This window comes from Pedobacter sp. (assembly GCF_965249885.1).
Lineage (GTDB): Bacteria > Bacteroidota > Bacteroidia > Sphingobacteriales > Sphingobacteriaceae > Pedobacter.
In genome coordinates this window covers 589650-604327 of the sequence record NZ_OZ252254.1, presented here as the reverse complement: position 1 = coordinate 604327, position 14678 = coordinate 589650, and the positions used below count along the sequence as shown (strand labels likewise).

Here is a 14678-nt window from a genome sequence, read left to right as displayed (position 1 = left end):
CTTTAATTGATAATATATTTGTAACATAAAAAATTTAAATATGGCTTTAGAAATAACAGATGCTAACTTCGAGGAAGTAGTATTAAAATCGGATAAACCTGTTTTGGTAGATTTTTGGGCAGAGTGGTGCGGTCCTTGCCGTATGGTTGGTCCAGTGGTAGAAGAAATTGCTAAAGAATACGAAGGTAAAGCTTTAGTAGGTAAAGTTAATGTTGACAACAACCCTCAAATTTCAATGCAATTCGGTATCCGTAACATTCCAGCGTTGTTATATTTCAAAGGCGGTCAGGTAGTTGATAAGCAAATTGGAGCAGTGCCAAAATCGGTATTGGCTGGTAAATTAGATAGCCAATTGTAAAATTGAATCAATGTGCTGTCCTTGCATGGCAGACTTTAAAATATCATTCCGATGTAAGTTATTTACATCGGAATTTTTTTTAGCTTTAATTACTTCATCAAATCTCAATTTTCCGAGGTTACAGAAATAAAAGTACTCACTTCAGCTTGGTCGCCAAGGTAGTATTTCTCTCCGTGAATAGTGAAATCAGCATGATAAGCCCTCCGCAAATTCAGAGCTTCGTCATTCCATATTTCTAACCAGGTATTTAAAATTGCTTCGGGCATTTTCCCTTTGGAAATATAGTTTTCGTATTGATTTGACTCAATACTGATGCCTACAAAACCTTCAGGTATTTTATTTAGTGAGCTTACCGAAGCTCCAATAATGGTAGTGTAAGCGCCAGTGTAATCAGTTTCATAATCCGTATAAACAGCGTAAATATCGTTATTAATTTTGTTTGGAATTTGATGATGAATTTCCTCTTTCCAAAATTTTCCCCAGAGCGCTTCGATATCGATCGCTGATTGTCCATTAGCGTTAGTAGTGCGCACCGCAATGCCAATAATGTTAATTTGTGAAATGATGTGTTGTTGCATATAAATTAATTTAAAATGGTTAAATGCAAAGCTCAGCACGGGTGGTGACAATCCTATGGCAGTCAAGCTTCCACTATAATAAAAATGTTAATTTTTTGAATTGCTTTGCCAAATAAACCCGGTAGTAGCGGATACCGGCCAAGTGATGAAGGCCTGAGCAGTATGAGCGAATAACGGGGCTTGCTTGGATAGCTGTAGCCTATTGCTTTTCAAAAAAACTTAGCTCATTTAAAGATGTACATTCGCTTATCGCATCTTTTTTAGTTAGTTTTACTGTATGCAAGTTTCGCAAAAACCAGAAGATATTAGATTTGAAAGTAGCCTGGAGCTGTTAGCCAAACAGGTGGTTGAGGGTTTTATTACCGGATTGCATAAGAGTCCGTTTCATGGTTTTTCTGTTGAATTTGCAGAGCATAGGCTCTACAACAATGGCGACAGTGTAAAAAGCATTGATTGGAAGTTGTTTGCTAAAACTGATAAACTTTTTAGTAAGCGTTATGAAGAGGAAACTAATCTGAGATGTCAGTTTGTGATTGATATGTCGTCATCAATGTATTTTCCTAACGATAAATACAACAAACTTACATTTGCCGTGCAAAGTACTGCCGCTTTAATATATTTGTTAAAACGTCAACGAGATGCGTTTGGCTTGAGCTTGTTTACCGACGAATTAAAACTTAACAGCCCGGCAAAATCTACCGGAGTACATCAAAAATATTTGTTTGCCAAATTAGAAGAGAGTTTAGCTAGTGGTAAGCTCAATGTTAAAACAGATTTACCACAAGCATTGCATCAAATTGCCGATTTGATCCATAAGCGTTCGTTGGTGGTTGTGTTTAGTGACATGTTCCAAACATCTAATGACACCGATCAGCTTGATAGGATTTTTGCAGCGTTACAACATTTGAAATTTAACAAGCACGAAGTGGTTGTTTTTAATGTAATGGACAAAACAAAAGAGTTCAATTTTGATTTTGAGAATAGACCCTACGAATTTATTGACATGGAAACTGGTACTGTGCTTAAAGCGCATACGTCTAAAGTGAAGGATGCCTACTTGGCGCAAATGAGCGAGTTTAAAACAAACTTGAATCTAAAATGTGCTCAATACAAAATAGATATAGTTGACGCGGATATTAACGCAGGATTTAACCATGTTTTGGAAGCTTATTTAATTAAGCGGCAAAAAATGGGTTAAGTGATGGTTGTTGTTTAGTAATGTGAATGGTCGATAAGTATATTTTGTCAATGCCGCTCCTCAAAATAATACATCGGCAATTTCGGGATTTTTGTCAAAAACAGATTTTGCAAAGGTGCATAACGGCATTATCTTCAGTTGATTAGCCCTAGCATATGCCACCGCTTTCATCACTAGTTGCTTTCCAACACCTTTTCCTTTAAATTCTGGATTTACTTCAGTATGATCTATGATGAACTTGGTAGTGCCTGCCCAAGTGTAAGTCATTAAGCCTGCCTCTTCTCCGTCAATTATTGCTTTAAAGTTGCCTTTGCGATCTTCGTTATGTTGCGTAATTTCCATGATTTTAATATGTGATAAATATAGCTCACCGTTGTCGCATTATAAAATAAAAAATGCGCAAAGGGTTACTTTGCGCATCTGCTAGAAGGAAGCGGTTTTTATTTTACTTTTTTGTGTGCTTTATGTCCAACTTTTTTAGTGGTGTCAGCTTTAGCCTCTGCTTTAGCTGCTTTTTTCTCTGCTTTAGCAGGAGCAACAGTTTTTACAGGAGCTTTTGCTGGTGTAGTTTGTGCGTTAGCTGCGTTTACCATAAATGCTGCTACTAGGGCTACCATTAAAAATTTTACAGTTTTCATTTTCTTGTCGTTTTAGTGAACAATGTTGTTATTTAATGATACTAAGTTCCAAACCCCACATGAAGAAATGATGAAGTTTATTGCTAATTTGAAAAAAAATTAATTGTATAGATCAGACCAAATTTGATAACGGAAAAGTTAAGGTTACTTTGGTGCCGGCATCTTTTTGAGAGGAGATATCTACCGCAATATGATGGAATTTGGCTATACTGTTAGCGATAGCAAGCCCGAGTCCGGATCCGCTAATGTGATCATTATTTCCGCGTTCGAATCTTTGAAATACTTTTTCAAGAATTTTGGGTTCCATGCCTACGCCTGAATCTGAAATATGTAACTGGTAACCTTCATCATCAATTTCGTCAGTTAGCGTAATTGAACCATGGTTTGGCGTGTATTTTATGGCATTGTTTGTTATGTTCATCAATAAGATATGTATCAGCGCCTTATTGCCTTTAATTACCACTTTTTCTTTTAATAATTGCTGATAAATTAAATTTTTTGCTGCTATTCTCTCTTCAAGCTCTTCATAAATATCGTCAGCTTCGTCCAATATGTTCACTTGGTCGGTCTTAAGATATTGCTCATTCTCAATTTTGGATATGAGCAATAAACTGTTGATAATGGCTTTGAGTCGGCTCAATGTTTTTAGCGAAGCAATTAATTTTTCTTCATGCTCTTCGTCGAGTTTTTCTGATGCAAGTATATTTTCTAATCTGCCATTTAAAATGGAGATGGGCGTAAGTAATTCATGAGATACATTGGCGATAAACTGTTTTTCTAGTAAAAATAGGTCGCTAAGTTTTTTCATCAGTCCATTTATGCTGTTGTCTAAAAGCACAAAATCTGCGGTGCTGGTAGCTATTTTACTGTAATCAAAAGCAGTTGGATCATTCACTTTGTTTATTTTCTGATCAACGATTTTATAAAATGGTTTTAGTAAAAATCTGGTAAATGCGTAATCTGTAACTAACGTAATGCTGAGAGAAACCATTAGCACGATAAACATGTACATTCCTAAGGATTTTTTGATGGAAAGGGCGCCACTTGCGGTTGTGCCTAAGTTCAGTTCATAATACTTATCTTCATATTTGAACTGTTTAGTCAGTATCCTATAAGTTTCAATATCGCCAGCAATTTCTCTGTCTCCAGTACTAAATTTTGCAATAGTATCTATTTTGAGCTTACTGTTTAATGGCGTTAGCACGATAAACTCATCTTTCAAGATATTATAGTCAGTAAAAGTTTGTTGTGCATTTAGCAAGCTGTCAACTTCACTATCGTTTAGGTTTGCAATCAGTTTTGTCTCTTTCTTTAACAGTCGGTTATCAAGATGGTGTATTGAAATTTTTTCGAGAGAAAATAAAATGATGCTGCCTAAAATGAAGATTAAGATGAGCTTGGTGACCGCGTTGTATAATGTAAATTTCTCCTGTAATCTCATCTCTAATTCAATTAAAGTGTAATTCGGTAACCAACACTTCTAACGGTTTCCAACCAATCTGTTTTGGCGTAAATGCTAAGTTTTTTGCGTAAATTTTTCACATGTACATCTACAAAATTGGAATCAGAGTTGATTTCCAAAATGTCGCCCCAAACATGTTCGGTTAAGCTGGTTCTTGATACTACTCTGTTTTTATTGAGCACCAAATAATTTAATATTTCGTATTCTTTTTTGGTGAGATGGATTTTTTCTTTTTCAAAAGATACTGCTCTGTTTTGAATATCAAGTACGAAATCATGTACTTTGACGTCATTACGTTCGAGCTTATGTTTACGCCTAGTTACAGCGTGCATTCTAGCTAGCAGTTCATTTAGTGAGAATGGTTTCGGCAGATAGTCATCTGCACCTTCCTCTAATCCTTTGATCCTGTCATCAACCTCGCTTCTTGCAGTAAGAATGATAATGGCATCGTCTCTGTTTTTTAAGCTCTTGATTAGCTTCAGCAATTCAAATCCGTCACCGTCTGGTAAGCCCAAGTCCAGTAATATAAAATCGTAATTGTTGATCAGTATTTTCTCCTCGGCAGATGATTTTTTGCGAGCATGTTCAATGATATACCCTTCTTTACCCAAAAAATCATTGATTTCTAAGGCTAAACTTTTTTCATCTTCTACAATTAGAACGTTCATGTTATTTTAGTTTGTAGGACATGTCACCTCGATGTTTTTCAATATAATAGCGCATGCTTTTTCAATTTCCGCATAGGTAATGGTTAATGGCGGTGCTATGCGCATGGCATCGCTGCAATATAAAAACCAGTCGGTTATAATTCCATCCGCTATGCAGGCATCAATAATCGCTTTATTCGTTTCAAAACTGTCGAAACCTATTGCAAGCATTAATCCTTTGCCTCTAATTTCGGTAATTGCTGGGTGTTTTAGAAGTTTTTTAAAAAGTTCACCTTTCGCCTCTACGGTATTGATGATTTCATCTTCCAACAAAGTATTCAACGTTGCTAAACCAGCTGCACAACAAACAGGATGACCACCAAAAGTAGTCATGTGCCCTAAAATAGGGTTATTAGATAATACCGACATGATTTCTAGCGAACTGATGAAGGCGCCAATCGGCATGCCACCACCAATTCCCTTGGCTAGTAGAAGAATGTCGGGTTGCACGTCGTAATGTTCGAAAGCAAACATTTTTCCTGTTCTTCCAAATCCAGATTGTATTTCGTCAAAAACGAGAAGTGCACCTGTTTCATCGCACCTTTTTCTCAAGGCGGCCAAGTAGTGCTTGTCGGCAGGTCTAACACCAGCTTCGCCTTGCACTGGCTCCACAAATACAGCAGCAGTATCTGTAGTTATTTTTTCTAAATCATTAATTTGGTTATGGTTGATAAAGCTTACGTGTGGTAAAAATGGACCATAACCCGCTGAATAATATTCTCCATCACTGCCTTTCATTAAGCTTTCAGCACCTTGCGTACTGCCGTGGTAAGCGTTGTAGCATGATACGAAGCCTTTTCTTCCAGTATAGCGTTTCGCCAATTTCATTGCACCTTCCACCGCTTCGGCGCCAGAGTTCACGAAATAAGTACTGCTCAGCTGTGGCGGCAAAACCGAAGCTAAGGTAGCTGCAAAATTCACCTGCGGAGTTTGTACAAACTCACCATAAACCATCAAGTGCATGTAAGTTTCGGCCTGCTTTTGTACAGCGCTTACCACATTTGGATGGCAGTGCCCAACATTACTTACGCCAATTCCAGCAATAAGGTCAATGTATTCTTTTCCTCCGGTATCGTAAATATGAACACCCTTTGCTTTCACAAATTCCAGTAACAAGGGAGTTGGCGAAGTTTGTGCGTTATGTTGTAAAAAAAGTTGACGTTTGGTAAGCATGGTGCAAAAGTAGCAATATGTGTATCTATTTTGAAATTAGTTACCGTAATAGCTTTGCTTTTATCATTTCTTCAAAAGCTTTCTTGTATAATCTTCCAATTGTTATTTTAGTCTCGTTAGATAGTTCCACAACGTTGCCTTCAATGCATTTAATGAAATTTTCGGAGATAATAAATGACCGATGGACTTGGATAAATTCTTTGCTATCTGCAAGTATTTGCTTTATTTTTTCTAATGTTAGATATAAACGTACTGTAGAATTGATGGTATGGATTATGATTTGGTGGAGCTGGCTTTCGAAAGCGATAACTTCATGAAGATTTATCTTAATTACTCTATTCCCTTCTTTAATATAGAAGGAATTTCCCAATGGTTTTTTTGAAGCGTTTGTTTTCATTTAGAAGGTAGATGTTAGGTGTATACATAGATTCCATAAAAATGAGAAATATTTTCAGATGGAGCAATAGCTATTGGATTTTTTAATAATGACGATACTTCTGCACTGCTTTTCATGTTGTGCAATTGGTAATTGGTGTATGTATATTGGTTTTATAGCCATTTTTTTTAAAGCTCTAGGACTAATAATTAAGTTTGACGCATTCAATAAAATCATTAACCTAAAAAAACAAAATCTATGAAAAAATTAATTTTATTGTGCTGTTTTGCTCTTTTAGCATCTTTAGTGAAAGCTAACGATACTGTAAATGCAAGTAATATAGTATACCAGAGTACAACCAATAAAGAGAATATGAGAATAACAGGAACTTTTTCAACTAAATGTGGAACATGGAGTTTTGTTATTCATGCTGATGATTTCTTAGATGCGGCTGTTAGGCTGTTGCGCCTACAACAAAAGGCAATTGAGGCTTGTGATACTGGAGCTACTGCGGTCACTTCTAGTGATGAGGAACCAGCGGACAATACAGATACACCGGCGGATGTTTAAAATTAAAGAGAAACACTTTATGTCTAGATCTAAAGTGTTTCTCTTTATTTCATGGATAGTTTGAATTGCACTAAATGTTTTTCGCCTTTTATTACAACCATTTTATTGATTAATTTTTAAGTCTTATAATGTTATTGTCAGCGTTATGAAAATGATCAAAGTTCTAATAGTTTTACTGTCTATGCTCTATTTTGAAAGGGGAAAATGCCAAAGCAAAATTGAAAATAAGATTTCGTTTTATGCGGATTATAAGTGTTCATTCATATCAAGTGGAAAAACGGTATTATCAGACGTTTGTAGACTTGAAATATCGTCTGACTTAAGCTACTTTTATAGTTTGGGAGAATCGGAGTATATAAGCAAGTTACAGGATAAAATCAGAAAAGCTATGGTATCTGGTGTAAGTATTGATTTAAAAGGAGATGAGTTAAAAGCGGATTTCTATAAATTCAAAGTTTTAAAGGATTATAAGCTTAAAAAGGCTATTGTCGTAGAGCAGATTGGTGAACAAAATCTTGCTTTCGTGAAAGATTCTCTCAGTTTAAAGAGATGGATTATTCAGAAAGAAACTAAGATTGTCAACGGATATTTGTGTCATCGAGCTATGACAGAAAAAGATGGCGTATCAATATCTGCTTGGTTTTGCCTAGAACTTCCATATAGAGAAGGTCCTCATTATTTTTATGGATTGCCCGGCCTAATTCTCTACGCAGAAAGCAGCAAAGGATGGAAATTTGAATTACGTTCGATTAATTATTTAAACGGAATGAATCAAAAGATAGCACCTGTTTCTTACACTTTAACTACGGAGAGTAAAATAGCTAAGGCTAAACTGAATGAAAGACTAAGAGCGAAATTTGGAGAGGAAGCCAACGGCGATAGGCTTGAAAGAGTAAAAAATTGATAGTGTTGTTCAGACTCAGGATTTTTATTTTTATTTTGCTCGTATCAATTAATTCCTTCAGTCAGCAAGTAGTACAAGGTAATCTAAAAAGCTCTGGCATAGCAGTAGTCGGCGCAAATGTAATTCTTTTTTCAAAATCAAAAGATAGTATCTTGGGCTACACTTCTAGTAATAATCTTGGTGATTTTATTGTTAGATACAAATCTCTTGAAGATACTTTACGTCTAGAGATAAAAAGTTTAGGGTATAAGAATTACATTTTATTTCTGCCAAATAAGGATATACAATATTTAGATTTAGAGCTTAAAGTATCTGAGATCCAATTGCCGGAGGTTCTTATTAAAGAAGAAAAATTTATTTCAAAAAATAATGATACCATAAACTATAATGTTAATTCTTTTGCCCATAAAAGCGATCGAGTAATCATAGATGTGATTAAAAACCTACCGGGGATTAAGGTCACGGAGAGTGGACAGATATTATATCAGAACAAAGCAATTAATAAGTTTTATGTCGATGGTAAAGATTTGTTGGAGGACAGATATAGCATTGCTAGTAACAATTTACCCGTTAATGCCGTAGAATATATTCAGTTACTAGAAAATCATCAGCCTATAAAAATGTTAGATGGCATAGAACAAACTGAAAGGGCAGCGATAAATATTAAGTTAAATGACGACGCTAAATTAAAGCTGTTAGGGAACGGTAATGTAGGAATCGGCTTATCGCCATTTCTACGTGATAATAACCTTTCGCTGTTGAAGTTCAGTAAAAATATACAGTACATTAGTTCTCTCAAAAACAATAATGTCGGTGTAAACTTAGATAAAGAGCTCAACGAACATAACTTTAGCCAAAATTTGGTTCAAAGCAGCAGTTTAAAAAGAGATTTACTCGGATTGGTTAGGACCGCTGTGCCACCAATTGATGCAAACAGATATTGGTTCAATAACAACTCTCTAGTCAGTACCAATTACTTAGTTGGCCTTAATAAGTTTTTAAATTTAAAGTTTAACGCGGTTTATGAACATGATAAAATACAAAATAGCGATAACGCTACCACCAATATATTTTTACCGAATGATACAATAGTAATAGAAGAGAATCATATCGGAGAACGCTATTATCACAAGTTTTTAACGGGATTAATATTAGAAGCGAATACAAAAAAAAAATATTTAAAGGATAATTTAAAATTTCAGCGTTTATGGAGTGTTGAAAATGATTTTATTTCTTCAAGTGGGATAAATCAAATTTTGATGAACCCATTCGTAAATCTTATCAATGATTTAAGTGGTATATTAAATATTGAAGATAATTTATTAAGTATTAATTCTTTTGTAAGCTATACTAATCTGCCACAAAAATTAGGTGTAGCACCCGGTCAATATAATAGTATTTTAAATGGCGGTCAACCCTATAGCGAACTTATTCAGTTCGCACAATTGAAAGAATTTTTTAATAATAATTCTCTGTCTTACGGCAAAAAGTTAGGTGTTTTTAACGTTAACACTAAAGTAGGCGTATTGTTGAAGATGCAGGACCTATGTAATAAACTTGAATTAATTGATAATGAAAATAAATTTCCAGCAACTGGAAATTTTGATAATATCATTGAAAGAAATACGCTAAAAATTTATGATGAAACATCAATCGGTTTTATAAATAGAAGAATAAGTGGAAAATTGGGTGTAAATATTAATTTTAACACTTTAAGTAATAATGGCGGAAATTTAAAACAAGGAACTCAAGATTTATTTATCAATCCAAATTTAAATTTTAGGTACGCTATAAGCTCATGTTGGGACACAAATATCGGTGTGTCCTTCGATCGGAATTTGAGCTATTTATCTAATCAAAGTTTTATCTTGCAAAATTACCGTAGCTTAATCAATAACGATATTCCACTTTATAGAAAGAATAGCAGAAACCTTAATTATAGTTTAAATTACAGAAATATAATCAACGCTGTTTTTGCAAATTTAGGTGTCAGTTACTCATATGATGTCAGCAATGTATTAGTAGAAACAGAGTTTAATAGTGTTTTGATCACTCAAAGTGCCATTTTACAAGATAACCCTTCCGCAAATTTAAGCATAACGGCAGATGTTAATAAGTATTATTTAGCATTAAAAACAAGTATAGATGTCCGTTTAAATTATAGCATCAATAATTTGAAGCAGGTGCAGCGAAGTGTTTTAACAGATTTTGAAACTAGAACAATTGGATTTGGAATTAGGGTGAGTAGTAAAATTAACAAAGCCTTTTCACTTACACACGGTCTAGAGTTGACCAGATATAAAAGTTCCACAGTGCAAATGGACGTACCAACTTTTTTTGATCCAATATCTTTCTTAAAACAGCACTTATCACTTGATATATTTATGCCTAAAGATTATTCTGCAAAGTTAATTGTTGAACACTATTACAACAACGCAAATCAGACCAGTCCTGTAAATTATTATTTTGCAGATTTTAAATTGCAAAAAACTTTAAAAAAGCCAAGATTAGATTTTTCCGTAGCCGTCAACAATATTTTCAGCGTTAAATCTTATTCTAACTATACTTATTCCAATAACTATCTTTTAGAAGCTAATTATTTTTTAAGGGGCAGGATGTTATTATGTAAGGTTGGATTTCAGTTTTAGATCAAAATCTTAAAACAAGTACAGCTTTTTTTAATTCAAAACTGCTTAGATAAAAAAAATTAAAGATTAATAGCATTATGCTGCTACAAGACAAATATCTTTTTTTCAAAATACTCTGAGGGAATTCGTAAAAACATCCTTTTAAAAAACAACCTAACCAAACGCTAGTTGCCGGGAGGAGGAGGTCCACCAGCCCTGAACTGTTGTAAAATTTCTTTTTTGAAAGCCTCTTGTGCTCTGTAAAATTTTCCTACGGTTTTTATAGGAAGACTAGATTTAAACTTATTGTAGTATTTACGTTCAATATTCAAATCTCGTTGTCTAAAATTGAAATCGTTTAAAATTAAGGTTTGAATTTCTTCGTCGTCTAAATCTTCAATTTCTTTTAGCTTGCGAAAACTGATCATTTTTTGAACGCGTTCTTTTCGCAAAGCCGATATTTCTCTTACATAATCATTATATATAGGCCAAAATATTTTTGCCTCATCGGCCGATAAGTCTAGCTTTGTCGTTAAAAAGGCTACTTTTCGGGCTTCCATTTTTTCGCCGCCGCCACCACGCGGGCCTTGCGCAAGTAGCAAGTTTGGTAGGAGGATAAATAATGCAAAAAATAGGTTTTTCATCTGTTTAAATTTGCTTTTTGTTTTCGATGATGCTAATCTTGCAGCCTCATCATAACTATATTTTTATAAACTATTCGACAGTTCGTGAGCAGAAAAATTATCTAAAATGTAGTTTTCCATTTCACTATCAGATACATTAGCCGTTTTGGTATTTTGCGTTTCTTGCATGTATTCCAAAATCACACTTTCGTCAATGTCGTAAAGTAATTGTTCTTTAGCCAATTCGGTATTACGTAATTTAGTAGCTTGATATTGTTTGTTCGCAAACCAGCCCGTGGTTGATGCCAAAACTAAACATGCCGAAACAGCATATTTGAATAAGGGCTTGTGCCAAAGCTTAATTGTTTTGCTTGACTTAGTTTTTGCTACAATGCTGCTTTGTAACTGATTGAAATATCCATCAGGAACTTTAAAGCCGCTTTCGCTATCAGCTGTTAGTTGCTCAATAGTTAACCTGCTATTAATTTGTTCTTGCAGCGTTTCAAAGTAGTTTGCAGGTACTTCAAAGCCTGATTTTGCTTCGTTTTTTAAAGACTCAATAAAAATTAGGCTTTGCGTACGTTGACTTAATTCATCAAAATAATTAGCAGGTACTGTAAAAGGGTTCCTTTTTTCCAGTTTCGCTAGTTCTGGCGCTTCATTTTCCCATTCCATATTATCGGCCATTTTACTCATATATATTTATTGATGCTTTTTCAGGTAAAAGGTTTAATATCAATCCTGATTTAATAATATTGTTTCAATTTTTTTAACTGCTATGTGAAAGGAAGCTTTGAGTGCACCAACACTGGTGCCTAGTACTTCTGATATTTCTTCGTACTTCATATCGTCAAAGTACTTCATATTAAAAATAAGACGTTGTTTTTCAGGCAGGGTAAGAATGGCATTTTGTAACTTTCGTTGTATTTTATCGCCATCAAAGTAAGTAGATGAAGCTAAAGTTTCCGATAGGTCGGTGTCAACATCATCAATTGAAACATTGTTTTTGTTTTTCTTCTTGTTAAGAAAAGTGATTGATTCGTTGGTGGCAATTCGATAAATCCAAGTGTAAAGTTGGGAGTCAGCCCGGAAATTTTGCAGGTTTTTCCAAACTTTAACAAAAGTTTCCTGCACTAGGTCATCTGCATCGTCATGGTCAATTACCAAGCGGCGAATATGCCAATATATTTTTTGCTGATATTTTTGTAGAAGCAGGTTGAAGGCAGCATTGCGAGTTTTTTCCTCATTAAACTTCGAAAGAATTTCTTCGTCTTCAACTTGTTTCATTTTATTGCTATAATATTTGTAACCCACAAAGACTCAAAGAACACAAAGTTTTCGGTAATTCTTTGGTGTACTTGGTGCCTTTGTGGATGTTCTTAACCTTTTCTTGAAATTGCTTTTTGTGCAGCAGCAACAATATCAGATGGATCTAACTTGTACTTTGTCATTAATTGATCTGGGGTACCGCTTTCGCCGAAGCTATCATTAACAGCCACAAACTCTTGAGGGGCCAAATAAGTTGTAGTCAAAAGATGAGCAATGCTTTCTCCTAAACCACCTAATTTGTTATGCTCTTCACAAGTAACAATACAACCAGTTTTTTTAACTGATTTTAAGATGGCTTCTTCATCTAAAGGTTTAATGGTGTGGATATTTATTATTTCTGCGTCGATACCCAATTTCTCCAATTCTTCACCAGCCTGTATTGCTCTCCATACCATGTGTCCTGTGGCAACAATTGTAACGTCTTTACCTTCGTTTACCATCCAAGCTTTTCCGATTTCAAATTTTTGATCTTCTGGAGTAAATACTGGGATAACCGGACGACCGAAGCGAAGGTAAACAGGTCCTTCATGATCCATTATAGCTAAAGTAGCCGCTTTGGTTTGGTTGTAATCGCAAGGATTAATTACCGTCATGCCAGGAAGCATTTTCATTAAGCCTATATCTTCCAAAATTTGGTGTGTTGCTCCATCTTCTCCTAAGGTTAAGCCAGCATGCGATGCGCAAATTTTAACATTTTTGCCAGAGTAGGCGATAGACTGTCTGATTTGGTCGTAAACTCTTCCTGTAGAAAAGTTAGCGAAAGTTCCAGTGAAAGGAATTTTACCTCCGATAGTTAAACCCGCCGCAATGCCCATCATGTTAGCTTCAGCAATTCCGATTTGGAAAAAGCGTTCAGGGAAATCTTTAATAAAGGCATCCATTTTTAGCGAGCCAACTAAATCAGCACAAAGTGCCACTACATTTTCGTTTTTTTTGCCTGCTTCATGTAAGCCAGCTCCAAAACCGGAACGTGTATCTTTTTTATCTGTGTATGTATATTTCTTCATTTTTATGAAATATCAGATATGAGATATTAGATATGAGATTGGTTGTTTCCAAATTCTTTATCTGCGTTCTCAAATCTCTGTCTGTTAAATTAAATATTTCATTTAGTTTGTAAGTCTAAAATCCAATATCTAACTTCTAAAATCTAATTAATAATCTCCAATTGTCTCTTTGATTTGCCCTAGTGCGCTTTCTAACTGCGCATCGTTAGGAGCAGACCCATGCCATTTGTGTGTGCCTACCATAAAGTCAACGCCATACCCCATTTGGGTACTCATTAAATTTAAAATAGGTTTTCCTTTTCCGGTTAAAGATTTAGCATAGTGTAAGCTTTTTAAAATTTCTTCCATGTTATTCCCGTCAGAAGTAATGACATGCCATCCGAAAGCTTCAAATTTTGCTTGCAAATTTTCTAAAGAAAGCACTTTGTCTGTTGGGCCATCAATTTGTTGTCCATTATAATCTATACTTGCAATAATGTTGTCAACTTTATTGTGTGGAGCAAACATAAAAGCTTCCCAGTTTTGTCCTTCTTGTAACTCGCCATCGCCCAAAAGTGCAAAAACTAAAGAATGATCATTGTTAAGTTTTTTTGCCAAAGCTGCGCCAATTGCAACAGAAAGCCCTTGTCCTAAAGATCCGGAAGCGATACGAATACCAGGCAAGCCTTCGTGAGTTGTTGGGTGTCCTTGAAGTCTCGAATCTAGTTTTCTAAAAGTTTTAAGTTCGGTCACATCGAAATAACCTGCTCTGGCCAAAACGCTATACCAAACTGGCGAAATATGACCATTTGACAAAAAGAAAAGATCTTCGTTTTTACCATCCATGTTGAATTCAGGATTATGGTTCATTACTTCAAAATAGAGTGCCGTAAAAAAATCGGCGCAACCTAAAGATGCTCCAGGATGTCCAGATTGTACTGCATGTACCATTCGCAGGATATCTCTTCTCACTTGTGAGGCGATATCTTCTAGTTCACTGATTGTATGTTTCATCAAAAAAAATAATTATATAATATAACAAAGTTAATTTAAATATCCATTTGTTAACTACCTGAAACCCAATTTTTATGGCTTAAAGCTTTAAACTATGGTTGTAGTTTTCCACATTTAAAATAAATTTTAGCATAA

The 14678-nt window shown here is 34.9% G+C and carries 17 protein-coding genes; 5 read left to right on the top strand and 12 right to left on the bottom strand.

What is annotated here, in order from left to right:
- Window positions 1–40: 40 nt before the first annotated feature.
- Window positions 41–358 carry a thioredoxin gene (trxA, locus tag ACY2A0_RS02615; protein WP_113639635.1) on the top strand — a complete coding sequence of 106 codons (318 nt, stop codon included), beginning with the start codon at window positions 41–43 and terminating at the stop codon, window positions 356–358.
- Window positions 359–462: 104 nt separating this feature from the next.
- On the opposite strand, the gene ACY2A0_RS02610 is transcribed toward trxA, so the two are convergent.
- A complete protein-coding gene (locus tag ACY2A0_RS02610) occupies window positions 463–936 on the bottom strand; it encodes a GyrI-like domain-containing protein (protein ID WP_461788052.1) in 474 nt (157 codons plus the stop codon).
- A 277-nt stretch (window positions 937–1213) separates the two neighbouring features.
- On the opposite strand from ACY2A0_RS02610, the gene ACY2A0_RS02605 reads away from it, so the two are divergent.
- Window positions 1214–2134 (top strand): DUF58 domain-containing protein, encoded by a 921-nt coding sequence (locus tag ACY2A0_RS02605; RefSeq protein ID WP_461788051.1) that lies wholly within the window; start codon window positions 1214–1216, stop codon window positions 2132–2134.
- A 60-nt stretch (window positions 2135–2194) separates the two neighbouring features.
- Here the strand turns inward: ACY2A0_RS02605 and ACY2A0_RS02600 are convergent, their stop codons facing one another.
- The 6 genes from ACY2A0_RS02600 to ACY2A0_RS02575 form a co-directional block, all read right to left on the bottom strand.
- Entirely contained in the window at window positions 2195–2476 is a 282-nt protein-coding gene (locus ACY2A0_RS02600) for a GNAT family N-acetyltransferase (RefSeq protein ID WP_461788050.1), read from the bottom strand.
- Between the two features lie 98 nt (window positions 2477–2574).
- Window positions 2575–2772 (bottom strand): hypothetical protein, encoded by a 198-nt coding sequence (locus ACY2A0_RS02595; RefSeq protein WP_461788049.1) that lies wholly within the window; start codon window positions 2770–2772, stop codon window positions 2575–2577.
- Window positions 2773–2884: 112 nt separating this feature from the next.
- The gene (locus ACY2A0_RS02590) at window positions 2885–4213 is read right to left on the bottom strand and encodes a sensor histidine kinase (RefSeq protein WP_461788048.1); all 1329 of its coding nucleotides are present in this window, start codon (window positions 4211–4213) and stop codon (window positions 2885–2887) included.
- Window positions 4214–4224: 11 nt separating this feature from the next.
- A complete protein-coding gene (locus tag ACY2A0_RS02585; RefSeq protein ID WP_461788047.1) occupies window positions 4225–4902 on the bottom strand; it encodes a response regulator transcription factor in 678 nt (225 codons plus the stop codon).
- A 6-nt stretch (window positions 4903–4908) separates the two neighbouring features.
- Entirely contained in the window at window positions 4909–6114 is a 1206-nt protein-coding gene (locus tag ACY2A0_RS02580; RefSeq protein WP_461788046.1) for an aspartate aminotransferase family protein, read from the bottom strand.
- A 40-nt stretch (window positions 6115–6154) separates the two neighbouring features.
- Window positions 6155–6511: a LytR/AlgR family response regulator transcription factor gene (locus ACY2A0_RS02575; RefSeq protein WP_461788045.1), complete on the bottom strand. Its 357-nt coding sequence runs from the start codon at window positions 6509–6511 to the stop codon at window positions 6155–6157.
- Window positions 6512–6748: 237 nt separating this feature from the next.
- On the opposite strand from ACY2A0_RS02575, the gene ACY2A0_RS02570 reads away from it, so the two are divergent.
- The 3 genes from ACY2A0_RS02570 to ACY2A0_RS02560 all read left to right on the top strand — a co-directional run bounded on the left by ACY2A0_RS02570 (window position 6749) and on the right by ACY2A0_RS02560 (window position 10612).
- The gene (locus ACY2A0_RS02570) at window positions 6749–7060 is read left to right on the top strand and encodes a hypothetical protein (RefSeq protein ID WP_461788044.1); all 312 of its coding nucleotides are present in this window, start codon (window positions 6749–6751) and stop codon (window positions 7058–7060) included.
- A 145-nt stretch (window positions 7061–7205) separates the two neighbouring features.
- A complete protein-coding gene (locus ACY2A0_RS02565; RefSeq protein WP_461788043.1) occupies window positions 7206–7964 on the top strand; it encodes a GLPGLI family protein in 759 nt (252 codons plus the stop codon).
- 2 nt (window positions 7965–7966) lie between these two features.
- Complete coding sequence (locus ACY2A0_RS02560) at window positions 7967–10612, top strand: hypothetical protein (protein ID WP_461791233.1); 2646 nt, start codon at window positions 7967–7969, stop codon at window positions 10610–10612.
- Window positions 10613–10776: 164 nt separating this feature from the next.
- Here the strand turns inward: ACY2A0_RS02560 and ACY2A0_RS02555 are convergent, their stop codons facing one another.
- The 5 genes from ACY2A0_RS02555 to ACY2A0_RS02535 all read right to left on the bottom strand — a co-directional run bounded on the left by ACY2A0_RS02555 (window position 10777) and on the right by ACY2A0_RS02535 (window position 14543).
- Window positions 10777–11235: a hypothetical protein gene (locus ACY2A0_RS02555; RefSeq protein WP_461788041.1), complete on the bottom strand. Its 459-nt coding sequence runs from the start codon at window positions 11233–11235 to the stop codon at window positions 10777–10779.
- A 63-nt stretch (window positions 11236–11298) separates the two neighbouring features.
- The gene (locus ACY2A0_RS02550; RefSeq protein WP_461788040.1) at window positions 11299–11910 is read right to left on the bottom strand and encodes a hypothetical protein; all 612 of its coding nucleotides are present in this window, start codon (window positions 11908–11910) and stop codon (window positions 11299–11301) included.
- A 39-nt stretch (window positions 11911–11949) separates the two neighbouring features.
- On the bottom strand, window positions 11950–12501 hold the full coding sequence (locus ACY2A0_RS02545) for an RNA polymerase sigma factor (protein WP_461788039.1): 552 nt from the start codon (window positions 12499–12501) through the stop codon (window positions 11950–11952).
- Window positions 12502–12593: 92 nt separating this feature from the next.
- Window positions 12594–13550 (bottom strand): transketolase family protein, encoded by a 957-nt coding sequence (locus ACY2A0_RS02540; protein ID WP_461788038.1) that lies wholly within the window; start codon window positions 13548–13550, stop codon window positions 12594–12596.
- A gap of 147 nt (window positions 13551–13697) precedes the next feature.
- The gene (locus tag ACY2A0_RS02535; RefSeq protein WP_461788037.1) at window positions 13698–14543 is read right to left on the bottom strand and encodes a transketolase; all 846 of its coding nucleotides are present in this window, start codon (window positions 14541–14543) and stop codon (window positions 13698–13700) included.
- Between the last annotated feature and the right edge of the window lie 135 nt (window positions 14544–14678).